Here is an 11,698-nt window from a genome sequence, read left to right as displayed (position 1 = left end):
GAATGTATTCACACATTAAAGTGTGGGAGGGGGCTTGCTCCCGATAGCGATCTAATGGGCGCCACCTTACCAAACAGACTCACCACCGACCAGAAAGCAAAACGCCAGCACGAGGCTGGCGTTTTGTAGGTTCAGGCAGCGATCAACGCGGCACCACCGGTTTGCGCGCAGGCTTGCCGCCTTTGCCCTTGGCCGCATCGGTGCGTTCCTTCGCCGCTTGCTTGTTACGCGCCTGGGCCGCTGCCTTGGCTTGCTCACGCTTGTCCCACGGGTTGCTGCCGTCGCTGCCACGGGGTGGCAGGCCGGTGTGCTGGGTGAGGATTTTGGTCGTGGTTTCCTTGGCGACCTTGTGGCTGCCGGCCGGCGTCGAGTTCTTGCGCCGGGCGCTCTGGTAGCTGTCGGTGGACGGCTGGTGCAGCGGGATCAGTTGGTCTTTCCCAGGCCCGATCAGGTCGGCACGGCCCATGCGGGTCAGCGCTTCACGCAGCATCGGCCAGCCCTTCGGGTCGTGGTAGCGCAGGAACGCCTTGTGCAGACGGCGCTGCTCTTCGCTCTTGACGATAGTCACCGCGTCGCTCTTGTAGGTGACCTTGCGCAGCGGGTTCTTGCCCGAGTGGTACATCGCCGTGGCGGTAGCCATTGGCGAGGGGTAGAACGCCTGCACCTGGTCGGCACGGAAGCCGTTGCCCTTGAGCCACAGGGCCAGGTTCATCATGTCTTCATCGGTGGTGCCCGGGTGGGCGGCGATGAAGTACGGGATCAGGTACTGCTCCTTGCCCGCTTCCTTGGTGTACTTCTCGAACATGCGCTTGAACTTGTCATAGCTGCCAATGCCCGGCTTCATCATCTGGTTGAGCGGACCTTCCTCGGTGTGTTCCGGGGCGATCTTCAAGTAGCCCCCCACGTGGTGGGTCACCAGCTCTTTGACATATTCTGGCGACTCGACGGCCAGGTCATAGCGCAGGCCGGAAGCGATCAGGATCTTCTTCACGCCCGGCAACGCTCGGGCACTGCGATACAGCTGGATCAACGACGAGTGGTCGGTGTTCAGGTTCGGGCAGATGCCAGGGAACACGCAGGATGGCTTGCGGCACGCGGATTCGATTTCCGGACTCTTGCAGGCGATGCGGTACATGTTCGCAGTCGGACCACCGAGGTCGGAAATCACACCGGTGAAACCCGGGACCTTGTCGCGGATCTCTTCGATCTCGCGGATGATCGACTCTTCGGAACGGTTCTGGATGATGCGGCCTTCGTGCTCGGTGATCGAGCAGAAGGTGCAGCCGCCGAAGCAGCCACGCATGATGTTCACCGAAAAGCGGATCATGTCGTAGGCCGGGATTTTCTCCTTGCCGTACGCCGGGTGCGGTACGCGGGCGTAAGGCATGCCGAACACGTAGTCCATCTCTTCGGTGGTCATCGGGATGGGTGGCGGGTTGAACCACACGTCCACTTCACCGTGCTTCTGCACCAGGGCGCGGGCGTTACCTGGGTTGGTTTCCAGGTGCAGCACGCGGTTGGCGTGGGCGTAGAGCACCGCGTCGCCGCGAACTTTTTCCACCGAGGGCAGGCGGATAACGGTCTTGTCGCGGGTCATGCGCGGGCTGGCCAGGATCTGCACGACCTTGGCTTCCTCCGGATCGTCCACCGGCCCCTTTTCCTGCTCGATGGCGCAGGCTTGGGTGTCCTGGGTGTTCACATAGGGGTTGATGATCTTGTCGACCTTGCCCGGGCGGTCGATACGCGTGGAGTCCACTTCGTACCAGCCTGCCGGCGTGTCACGGCGAATGAACGCGGTGCCGCGCACATCGGTGATGTCTTCGATCTTGTGGCCCCACGACAGGCGCTGGGCGACTTCGACGATGGCGCGCTCGGCGTTGCCGTACAGCAGGATATCGGCGGTGGCGTCGATCAGGATCGAGTTGCGCACACGGTCCTGCCAGTAGTCGTAGTGGGCGATGCGGCGCAGGGAGGCTTCGATGCCGCCCAGCACGATCGGCACGTTCTTGTAGGCTTCCTTGCAACGCTGGCTGTACACCAGGCTGGCGCGGTCCGGGCGTTTGCCGGCCATGCCGCCTGGGGTGTAGGCGTCGTCGGAACGGATTTTCTTGTCGGCGGTGTAGCGGTTGATCATCGAGTCCATGTTGCCGGCCGCGACACCGAAGAACAGGTTCGGCTCGCCGAGCTTCATGAAATCGTCTTTGGACTGCCAATTCGGCTGGGCAATGATCCCGACGCGGAAGCCCTGGGCCTCCAGCAGCCGGCCGATGATCGCCATGCCGAACGATGGATGGTCAACGTAGGCATCACCGGTGACGATGATGATGTCGCACGAATCCCAGCCAAGCTGATCCATCTCCTCCCTGCTCATCGGCAGGAATGGCGCAGGACCGAAACATTCGGCCCAGTACTTGGGATAGTCAAATAACGGCTTGGCTGTTTGCATGACGGTGACCGGTGTTGAGATGAAAAATCGCGGGCGCGGAATATAGCACAAATTTTGACCAATTCCGACGGCAATGGTCGGCTTTAATCCTGGCCGTCTCCCTCCGCGCCGGGCGCCCAGCTTTTACGGGCGTGCGGGTAACAAGTAGATAACCTTCAGCGACGAAAACCCTGGATAGGCTGGCCCCAAATGACTATCCATTTGGAGCCCCTGATGACCAGCAACCCCACGCCTGCGTTTTCGACTCACGCAGCCTTTATTCGCACCCAACTGCCGGCCTGGCTGACGCTTGCGCCCAAGGAGTTGCGCAAAGCGTTGCGTGAAAGCCTGCGCAAGAGCAATAAGGCCAGGCATGATCTCAAGGCCTATCTGCACAGCCTCAAAAGCCCGGAAGCGTATGCGCGGCCCATGCTCAGGCAAGCCCTGCAACGCAAGTTTCCCGGCCAGCGGATCGATGAGTCCGCGCTCCTGGTGCGCAAATGGAAGCACCAACACTTGCTGGGCCTGGTCAAGACGGCCGCAGGCACTACGGAGCAGAGCCTGTTGGAGGTAGCGCTACAAAACTTCGAAGCGGACGAAGCCGAAGGCAAGGGTATCGAGGCCGGCTCGGGCATCTACACCCAGGCCGGAGGTGGCCGCCAGCTCAGCCCCGTGACACCGCAGCAAATGGCCAAACTGTGCCGCGATCTGGATATCGGCCGGTATTACCAGTATCACGTTGAACAGGTACTGGGCACCACCCATACCCTGACCATGACCTCGCACGTGCGCGTGCTGTTTGTCGAAAAAGAAAAGCACAGCCTCGCGGTGTCGCTGCATTTGGCGCGACTGAACAATGTGCTGGTTCAAGAACGCTATGATCAGTTGCTTGCACTGGCGCGCGACGGCAGCCACCCACAGTTGCGCTGCAGCCACCTTACCCTCGACACGGTCGTGCTGCCCAACGTGCTGGTGTTCGAATGGGGCAGCGACAACCCGCAACAGTTGCTCTACGTGCCGGAGGATCCAGCGGCCCCCTTGCGCTTGCACTCGTCCGAGGAAGACTTGAACCAGCAGTTGGCGGACCGACTGAGCAACACACCCGGCTACCTGGCGTTTTTCAAGCGCCTGGTGCCCTTGCATCATCGCGATACCCTGCTCGAGGTACGACCCGCCTGGAGAGACTGGTTCTCCGTCGGGGCTACCGGCAAACTGATACCGGCCAGCCTGGCCAAACCCATGAGGCCGGCACGGAGTTGCGCTGGGACTACGGTTACGACGAAAAGATGATCAAGCAGCTGTTCAGCAAGGCCGATTGACGCTTGGCTATTCGTCGTCGTCGAAGTTGTAGCTGCCCGGCGCCAGGTTTTCGAAGCGCGTGTACTTACCGATGAACGCCAGGCGGATAAAGCCGATGGGGCCGTTCCGCTGCTTGCCGATGATGATCTCGGCGATGCCCTTGTGCTCGGTCTCGGGGTGGTACACCTCGTCGCGGTACACAAACATGATGACGTCGGCATCCTGCTCGATCGCTCCGGATTCACGCAAGTCGGAGTTCACCGGGCGCTTGTTGGGCCGTTGTTCCAGGGAACGGTTGAGCTGGGACAGGGCCACCACCGGGCAGTTGAATTCCTTGGCCAGGGCTTTCAGGGACCGGGAGATTTCAGAGATCTCGTTGGTACGGTTGTCACCGCTGGAACCCGGGATCTGCATCAGCTGCAAGTAGTCGATCATGATCAGTGCGATGTCGCCGTGCTCACGCACCAGGCGACGGGTACGCGCACGCATTTCGGACGGGCTGATACCGGCGGTGTCATCGATGAACAGCTTGCGGTCGTTGAGCAGGTTGACCGCCGAGGTCAGGCGCGGCCAGTCGTCGTCTTCCAGTTGGCCGGAACGCACTTTGGTCTGGTCGATACGCCCCAGGGACGAGAGCATACGCATGATCAGCGATTCGCCTGGCATCTCAAGGGAATACACCAGCACCGCCTTGTCGCTGCGCAGTACGGCGTTTTCCACCAGGTTCATCGCAAAGGTGGTCTTACCCATGGATGGACGACCGGCGACGATGATCAAGTCGGACGGCTGAAGGCCGCTGGTCTTTTCGTCGAGGTCGGTGTAGCCGGTGGAAATACCGGTGATGGCCGCATCGGTGTTGAACAAGGTGTCGATACGGTCGATGGCCTTGGTCAGCAGGTCGTTGACGCTGACCGGGCCACCGGTCTTGGGCCGCGCTTCGGCGATCTGGAAGATCTGGCGCTCGGCTTCGTCGAGGATCTCGGCGGCGGTACGGCCTTCGGGGTTGAAGGCACTGTCGGCGATCTCGGTGCTGATGCCGATCAACTGGCGCAAGGTGGCGCGCTCGCGGACGATCTGCGCATAGGCCTTGATGTTGGCGACGGACGGCGTGTTTTTCGCCAACTCACCGAGGTAGCCCAGGCCACCGACCTGGGAGGTCTGGCCTTCCTTGTCCAACTGCTCGGCCAGGGTCACCACGTCGATCGGTGAGTTCTGGTCAGCCAGCTTGGCGATGGCGCGGAAGATCAGGCGGTGGTCATGGCGATAGAAGTCACCGTCCGAGACTTGATCCAGCACGCGTTCCCAGGCGTTGTTGTCCAGCATCAAACCACCGAGCACGGCCTGTTCGGCCTCGATGGAATGCGGCGGCACCTTCAGGGCAGCGGTTTGCAGATCGTATTGCTCAGGAGCGGAGATTTCGTTCATGGCCACTTGGAATTTAAGGGTGTGTAGAAAAACAAAAGGCACGACCTGTAAACAGGATCGTGCCCGATGTTAACCGCCTGGCACGCGAGGTGCCAGTCAGTTAGGTGCGGCTTAAGCTGCTACCACGACAACGCGTACGGTGGCTTCAACTTCGGCGTGCAGGTGCACGGCTACGTCGAATTCGCCTACGTTGCGGATGGTGCCGTTCGGCAGACGAACTTCGCTCTTCTGCACTTCAACGCCGGAGGCGGTCAGTGCATCAGCGATGTCGTGGGTGCCGATCGAACCGAACAGCTTGCCTTCGTCACCGGCGGTGGCAGTGATAGTCACTTCCAGCTCAGCCAGTTGGGCAGCGCGAGTTTCGGCCGAAGCTTTTTTGTCTGCTGCGGCTTTTTCCAGCTCAGCGCGACGCTCTTCAAACGCAGCCAGGTTGGCAGCGGTTGCAGCGGTGGCTTTGCCGTATGGCAGCAGGTAGTTACGACCGTAGCCGGCCTTAACGTTCACTTTGTCGCCCAGGTTGCCCAGGTTGGCGACTTTTTCCAGAAGGATCAGTTGCATGTGAAAATCCTCTAACTTTTAACCTTCACCGTTCGCGTTATCGGCGTCTTTCGACGCCAGACGACCGCGAAAATCAATCAGGCCGTCGACAATGGCCAAGACCACGAGTAACGGATAGATCAGCTGCATGAACAGCAACAGCGTGACGTACAACCCCACCAGCCAAAACCTGGCCAGGCGCTTGCGCGCAACCAGCCCATGGATCAGGGCCAGCCCGGCAAACACCAGCGGTACGCTGCAAATCGGCGCCAGCAAGGCCATCTGTGGGCCGAAGTTCGGCCCGACAACCATGCACGCCAGCAGCAACATCGCCGGCCCCGCCGGGATTCTGATACTGCGAAACTCGCGACCAAAACCACCCGGGTTGTACAACAACGCCTGCCAGTAACGCCCAAGAATCAGGCTCAGCACGCTGACGACCTGCAACAATGCCGCAATCAGGCCGGTCAGGACCGGGGCAATCAGTGACGCAAACCGCGCTCGCTCATCTACCGACAACTGCTGGTAGAGATCCCCGAGGGCCAACGGCAGGATCTTGACGATCTCCTGCGACAGCGCCTCGATTTGCGGGCGGAAAGCCGCGCCAAGCATCACTGAGTACACCAACCCCAATGCCACGCTGACCAGCAGCGTACGGACCCAGGACTCACTTGCGCGCAGAACCAACGCAAGGCTCGATGACCCCAGCAGTACCAGAAGTACCCGTGGATCACCCATTTGCAGCCACCAGATCAAGGCCGGCAACAAACCCAGGGCAAGAACGCCAAGGGCGTCCTTCAAACCGCGCCGCAGCAGCACAAGGCAACCAGCGGCAGCACCCAACCAATAAAGCAACGGCAATGCCGCACAGCCAGCCACTACCAGAGTGGCCTGCACGCGACCGCGCATGATGAACTCAGCTAAGGCGCGCATGCATTCAATCCCTTACTACTTGTCGACTGCCCGGTCTCAGCGGCCGTGGCTGTCGGTGTAGGCCAGCAGGGCCAGGAAGCGGGCGCGCTTGATAGCGGTGGCCAGCTGACGCTGATAACGTGCTTTGGTACCGGTGATACGGCTTGGAACGATTTTGCCGGTCTCGGATACGTAGGCTTTCAGAGTGTTGAGATCTTTGTAATCGATCTCTTTCACGTCTTCAGCGGTGAAACGGCAGAATTTACGACGACGGAAGAAACGTGCCATTTGATAGGCTCCTTAAAAGGTCCGTGGATTACTCGTCAGCGTTATCGCTGTTGTCACTGTCATCAGCGCTATCATCAGCGCCTTCTTCAGGACGGTCGCGACGCTCACGGCGCTCACTGCGGTTTTCTTCAGCCTTGAGCATCTCGGATTGGCCGGTAACGGCTTCTTCGCGACGGATGACCAGGTTACGGATCACTGCATCGTTGTAGCGGAAGTTGTCTTCCAGCTCGGCCAGGGCCTTGCCAGTGCACTCAACGTTCAGCATCACGTAGTGAGCCTTGTGAACATTGTTGATTGCGTAGGCCAGTTGACGACGGCCCCAATCTTCCAGACGGTGGATTTTGCCGCCGTCTTCTTCGATCAGCTTGGTGTAACGCTCAACCATGCCGCCGACTTGCTCGCTTTGATCCGGGTGGACCAAAAAGATGATTTCGTAATGACGCATGAATGCTCCTTACGGGTTGTAGCCTGCCGCTCAAAAACGGTCAGACAAGGAGTGAATGACACTTATGGATCTTGCCGCAGGGGAGGCACATGCGTGCCTGCCAGGAAGGCAAGGGGCGCAATTGTAGAGAAGGGGGAGAAGCGGCGCAAGGTGATTGGTGATTATTTGAACAATGCTTACTGACACCAGAAACCAATGTGGGAGGGGGCTTGCTCCCGATAGCAGTGTGTCAGCCAAACATTAGCTGACTGATACACCGCAATCGGGAGCAAGCCCCCTCCCACATTTTGGTTCTGTGCCAGGCTCGGGATTACTTCTTGGCCTTGACCTTGGCACCGCGCTGACGCTGGGCCTCAAACAGACATACACCCGTTGCAACCGACACGTTCAGACTGCTGACACTACCGGCCATCGGCAAGTGCACCAGGTAATCGCAATGCTCACGGGTCAGGCGACGCATGCCTTTGCCTTCGGCGCCCATGATCAGGATGGTCGGGCCGGTGAGGTCCTGATCATAGATGCTGACCTCGGCCTCGCCTGCCGTACCCACGACCCACAAGCCACGCTGCTGGAGTTTCTCCAGGGTGCGCGCCAGGTTGGTCACGGCCACCAATGGAATCACTTCCGCCGCACCGCAGGCGACTTTACGCACTACGGGTGTCAGGGTCGCTGACTTGTCCTTGGGGACGATCACCGCCAGCGCGCCGGCGGCGTCCGCCGAACGCAGGCAGGCGCCGAGGTTGTGCGGGTCGGTCACGCCGTCCAGCACCAGCAGGAGCGGCGCACCTTCGGTACGGTCGAGCAGCTCGTCGAGCATCGCTTCGCCCCAGACCTGGCTCGGGCTGACGTCCGCCACCACGCCCTGGTGCACGCCTTCGACCCAGACGTCCATTTCACGACGCTCGGCCTGGCCGATGGCCACCTTGTTTTGCGTGGCCAGTTCGACCAGCGCCTGTACACGCGGCTCGCTGCGGCCTTCGGCCAACCACACCTGCTTGACGCGCTTGGGATGGTGACGCAGCAGTGCTTCTACGGCGTGCACGCCGTAGATTTTTTCCAGACTCATGACTTGGCCTTAGGTTTGCGCGACCCGCTGCTTTTAGCGGGGGCCGAACCCGCTTTCGGCGGGCCTTTACGGTGTTTACTCGGCTTGCTCGACGGCTTTTCCGCCCCTTGGGACTTTCCCCCAGACGCCGCTTTACCACCGCTTTTGGCTTCGTTGAGCAACTGCTGCTTCAACTCGCGGCTCTTGCGCAGCTCGGCGTTTTTCGCCGCGGCATCACTTGGGCGGTAGGCTTCAGGGGCCTTGTCCTTGGCAGAAGAGCGACGACCGGACTTGGCCGGTGCAGGCTCGGCGACTGCCGCTTTCGCAGGTGCCCCTTTGCCCTTGGTCGCCGGGGCTGCGGTTTCACTGCCACGCTTTTTACGGCCAGCCGGTTCTGCGGGCTTGTCAGGCATGCCGAAGTCGATCTTGCGCTCGTCGAGGTCGACGCGCATGACCTGCACTTCCACGGTATCGCCCAGGCGGAAGCTGCGCCCGGTGCGCTCGCCCGCCAGGCGGTGATGCACAGGGTCGAAGTGGTAGTAGTCACCCGGCAAGGCGGTGACGTGCACCAGGCCCTCGACGTAGATGTCGGTCAGCTCGACGAACAGGCCAAAGCCGGTCACGGCGGTGATCACACCCGGGAACGTCTCGCCCACGCGATCCTTCATGAACTCGCACTTGAGCCAGTTCACTACGTCACGGGTGGCTTCGTCGGCGCGGCGCTCGCTCATGGAGCACTGCTCGCCCAGCTGTTCCAGGGCCGCCTCGTCGTACGGATAGATCCGTGCCTTCGGAATGGTCATGGCACCGGCGCGCTTGACGTGCGGGGTGTTCTGCTTGGAGTGGATCACGCTGCGGATCGCCCGGTGCGTGAGCAAATCCGGGTAGCGACGAATCGGCGAGGTGAAGTGGGTATACGCCTCGTAATTCAAGCCGAAGTGGCCCTGGTTGTCGGCGCTGTATACCGCCTGGCTCAGCGAGCGCAGCATCACGGTCTGGATCACGTGGTAATCCGGACGGTCCTTGATGCTGGCCAGCAGGGCCTGGTAATCCTTCGGCGTCGGGCCGTCCTTGCCTTTGTGCAGGGACAGGCCAAGCTCACCGAGGAACGCGCGCAGCTTTTCCAGGCGCTCCGGCGGCGGGCCGTCGTGCACCCGGTACAACGCTGGAATTTCGTGCTTCTTCAGGAATTCGGCGGTGGCCACGTTGGCCGCCAGCATGCATTCCTCGATCAGCTTGTGTGCGTCATTACGGGTGGTCGGCGTGATAGCGGCGATCTTGCGCTCGGAACCGAAGACAATCCGGGTTTCCTGGGTTTCAAAATCGATCGCGCCACGGGTATGACGGGCACCCAGCAACACCTTGTACAGCGCGTAGAGCTGCTTGAGGTGTGGAACCACGCCAGCGTATTCGCTGCGCAGGGCCTTGGCTTCGCTGGTCTTCGGTGTTTCCAGGATGGTGCTGACCTTGTTGTAGGTCAGGCGTGCCTGGGAGTGGATCACCGCTTCGTAGAACTGGTAGTCGGTCATCTCGCCGGTTTTCGAGATGGTCATCTCGCACACCATGGCCAAGCGGTCGACTTTCGGGTTCAGGGAGCACAGGCCGTTGGACAGCTGCTCAGGCAGCATCGGGATTACGCGCTCAGGGAAGTACACGGAGTTGCCGCGCACCTGGGCTTCGTTATCCAGGGCCGAACCGATCTTCACGTAGCTGGACACGTCGGCAATCGCGACGAACAGCTTCCAGCCGCCGGAGAACAGGCGCAGTTTGCCGGGCTTGGCTTCGCAGTAGACCGCATCGTCGAAGTCGCGGGCATCTTCGCCGTCGATGGTGACGAACGGCAGATGACGCAGGTCGATGCGTTTTTCTTTGTCTTTGTCTTCGACTTCCGGCTTGAGCTTGGCGGCTTCCTTGAGTACCGCCTCAGGCCAGACGTGAGGAATATCGTAGGTGCGCAGCGCAACGTCGATTTCCATGCCCGGCGCCATGTAGTTGCCGACCACTTCAACGATATCGCCCTGGGGCTGGAAGCGCGCAGTCGGCCAATGGGTGATCTTCACCTCGACGAACTGGCCCACCTTGGCGGCGCCATTGCGGCCCGGCGTGATCAGCACTTCCTGCTGGACCTTCGGGTTATCCGGCACCACAAAGCCGATGCCGCCTTCTTCGAAGTAACGGCCGACGATGGACTCGTGGGCACGGGACACCACTTCGACGATCACGCCTTCACGGCGACCGCGACGGTCGAGGCCGGAAACGCGCGCCAGGGCACGGTCGCCATCGAACACCAGGCGCATTTGCGCAGGGCTCATGAACAGGTCGTCGCTGCCGTCGTCCGGGATCAGGAAGCCAAAGCCGTCACGGTGGCCGGCGATGCGGCCCAGGATCAGGTCGAGCTTGTCTACCGGTGCGTAGGTGCCGCGGCGGGTGTAGATCAGTTGCGCGTCGCGCTCCATGGCGCGCAGGCGGCGGCGCAGGGCTTCGAGCTGGTCTTCGGTGGTCAGACCGAATTCTTCGACCAACTGCTCGCGGCTAGCAGGCGAACCACGATCGGCGAGGTGCGCCAGGATCAGTTCGCGGCTAGGAATAGGGTTTTCATATTTTTCCGCTTCACGAGCGGCCTCGGGATCGAGGGACTGCCAATCGGCCATTAGAGAGTTTTCACCTTGTCTATATGTGGGTTAGTTTGGCATACGCGTATTGAAACGGGAAATTTCAGGTATCAACAAGCGTTTAAAAGCCTTTTGCGACCCCCGGCGCGCACCTTGCACGACCATTGGCGAAATTTTCCAGGCTTTTTTGATGGCAGGGGTTTACAGCGCAAATATCGCTCCGTATAGTGCGCGCCATCGACGACGGCAACGTTGTCAGATAATGCCCAGGTGGTGAAATTGGTAGACACGCCAGCTTCAGGTGCTGGTGATCGCAAGGTCGTGGAAGTTCGAGTCTTCTCCTGGGCACCAAATTCAGATCAAACCCGCGAAAGCGGGTTTTTTCGTTTCAGGCCTTTGATTTTTAACGGAAAAATTGATTTATATTTTTCGAATCAGGGGTTTACAGATCAAAAAGGCCGCCGTATAGTTCGCCCCATCGACAGCGGCAACGTTGTTAGATAATGCCCAGGTGGTGAAATTGGTAGACACGCCAGCTTCAGGTGCTGGTGATCGCAAGGTCGTGGAAGTTCGAGTCTTCTCCTGGGCACCAAATTCAGATCAAACCCGCGAAAGCGGGTTTTTTCGTTTCTGACGCTTGAAAAACTCCCCAGTGATTTCCCCGCTCATCCGCACATGAGAAGTTTTATCGTTTATCCTTGCAATGATTT

9 protein-coding genes and 2 tRNA genes are annotated in these 11,698 nt (G+C 60.2%); 3 read left to right on the top strand and 8 right to left on the bottom strand.

Annotation, left to right across the window (positions count from 1 at the left end; translation table 11 throughout):
• Positions 1-142: 142 nt before the first annotated feature.
• The gene (locus tag KVH01_RS10195) at positions 143-2,446 is read right to left on the bottom strand and encodes a YgiQ family radical SAM protein (RefSeq protein WP_043047861.1); all 2,304 of its coding nucleotides are present in this window, start codon (positions 2,444-2,446) and stop codon (positions 143-145) included.
• A 213-nt stretch (positions 2,447-2,659) separates the two neighbouring features.
• Between KVH01_RS10195 and KVH01_RS10190 the strand changes: the two genes are divergently transcribed.
• Positions 2,660-3,715 carry a dermonecrotic toxin domain-containing protein gene (locus KVH01_RS10190; protein WP_217881329.1) on the top strand — a complete coding sequence of 352 codons (1,056 nt, stop codon included), beginning with the start codon at positions 2,660-2,662 and terminating at the stop codon, positions 3,713-3,715.
• A 36-nt stretch (positions 3,716-3,751) separates the two neighbouring features.
• Here KVH01_RS10190 and dnaB read toward each other — a convergent pair whose 3' ends face one another.
• The 7 genes from dnaB to rnr form a co-directional block, all read right to left on the bottom strand.
• Complete coding sequence (dnaB, locus tag KVH01_RS10185) at positions 3,752-5,149, bottom strand: replicative DNA helicase (protein ID WP_003188079.1); 1,398 nt, start codon at positions 5,147-5,149, stop codon at positions 3,752-3,754.
• Positions 5,150-5,260: 111 nt separating this feature from the next.
• Positions 5,261-5,707 (bottom strand): 50S ribosomal protein L9, encoded by a 447-nt coding sequence (gene rplI, locus KVH01_RS10180; protein ID WP_003171376.1) that lies wholly within the window; start codon positions 5,705-5,707, stop codon positions 5,261-5,263.
• Positions 5,708-5,725: 18 nt separating this feature from the next.
• Positions 5,726-6,619, bottom strand: coding sequence for a YybS family protein (locus KVH01_RS10175; RefSeq protein ID WP_043047864.1), 894 nt, complete (start codon positions 6,617-6,619; stop codon positions 5,726-5,728).
• 36 nt (positions 6,620-6,655) lie between these two features.
• Positions 6,656-6,886 carry a 30S ribosomal protein S18 gene (gene rpsR, locus KVH01_RS10170; protein WP_002551829.1) on the bottom strand — a complete coding sequence of 77 codons (231 nt, stop codon included), beginning with the start codon at positions 6,884-6,886 and terminating at the stop codon, positions 6,656-6,658.
• 28 nt (positions 6,887-6,914) lie between these two features.
• Positions 6,915-7,331 (bottom strand): 30S ribosomal protein S6, encoded by a 417-nt coding sequence (rpsF, locus tag KVH01_RS10165; protein WP_005784250.1) that lies wholly within the window; start codon positions 7,329-7,331, stop codon positions 6,915-6,917.
• A gap of 310 nt (positions 7,332-7,641) precedes the next feature.
• A complete protein-coding gene (gene rlmB, locus KVH01_RS10160; RefSeq protein WP_021493242.1) occupies positions 7,642-8,397 on the bottom strand; it encodes a 23S rRNA (guanosine(2251)-2'-O)-methyltransferase RlmB in 756 nt (251 codons plus the stop codon).
• The gene (gene rnr / locus KVH01_RS10155) at positions 8,394-11,027 is read right to left on the bottom strand and encodes a ribonuclease R (RefSeq protein WP_043047866.1); all 2,634 of its coding nucleotides are present in this window, start codon (positions 11,025-11,027) and stop codon (positions 8,394-8,396) included. The genes rlmB and rnr overlap by 4 nt, the downstream gene beginning before the upstream one ends.
• Before the next feature lie 225 nt (positions 11,028-11,252).
• Here rnr and KVH01_RS10150 point away from each other — a divergent pair.
• Both KVH01_RS10150 and KVH01_RS10145 read left to right on the top strand, forming a co-directional pair.
• Positions 11,253-11,339 (top strand) — tRNA-Leu (locus tag KVH01_RS10150).
• A gap of 154 nt (positions 11,340-11,493) precedes the next feature.
• Positions 11,494-11,580: transfer RNA gene (locus KVH01_RS10145), tRNA-Leu, on the top strand.
• Positions 11,581-11,698: the final 118 nt, after the last annotated feature.

This window comes from Pseudomonas khavaziana, from assembly GCF_019145205.1.
Taxonomy (GTDB): domain Bacteria; phylum Pseudomonadota; class Gammaproteobacteria; order Pseudomonadales; family Pseudomonadaceae; genus Aquipseudomonas; species Aquipseudomonas khavaziana.
The sequence above is the reverse complement of the archived record's forward strand: the minus strand, read 5'-3'. Positions and strand labels throughout refer to the sequence as shown.

Bases quoted from the DNA above. Each gene is read 5' to 3' on its own strand.
- KVH01_RS10195 (WP_043047861.1), bottom strand. From the start codon at position 2,446: ATGCAAACAGCCAAGCCGTTATTTGACTATCCCAAGTACTGGGCCGAA.
- KVH01_RS10190 (WP_217881329.1), top strand. From the start codon at position 2,660: ATGACCAGCAACCCCACGCCTGCGTTTTCGACTCACGCAGCCTTTATT.
- dnaB (WP_003188079.1), bottom strand. From the start codon at position 5,149: ATGAACGAAATCTCCGCTCCTGAGCAATACGATCTGCAAACCGCTGCC.
- rplI (WP_003171376.1), bottom strand. From the start codon at position 5,707: ATGCAACTGATCCTTCTGGAAAAAGTCGCCAACCTGGGCAACCTGGGC.
- KVH01_RS10175 (WP_043047864.1), bottom strand. From the start codon at position 6,619: ATGCGCGCCTTAGCTGAGTTCATCATGCGCGGTCGCGTGCAGGCCACT.
- rpsR (WP_002551829.1), bottom strand. From the start codon at position 6,886: ATGGCACGTTTCTTCCGTCGTCGTAAATTCTGCCGTTTCACCGCTGAA.
- rpsF (WP_005784250.1), bottom strand. From the start codon at position 7,331: ATGCGTCATTACGAAATCATCTTTTTGGTCCACCCGGATCAAAGCGAG.
- rlmB (WP_021493242.1), bottom strand. From the start codon at position 8,397: ATGAGTCTGGAAAAAATCTACGGCGTGCACGCCGTAGAAGCACTGCTG.
- rnr (WP_043047866.1), bottom strand. From the start codon at position 11,027: ATGGCCGATTGGCAGTCCCTCGATCCCGAGGCCGCTCGTGAAGCGGAA.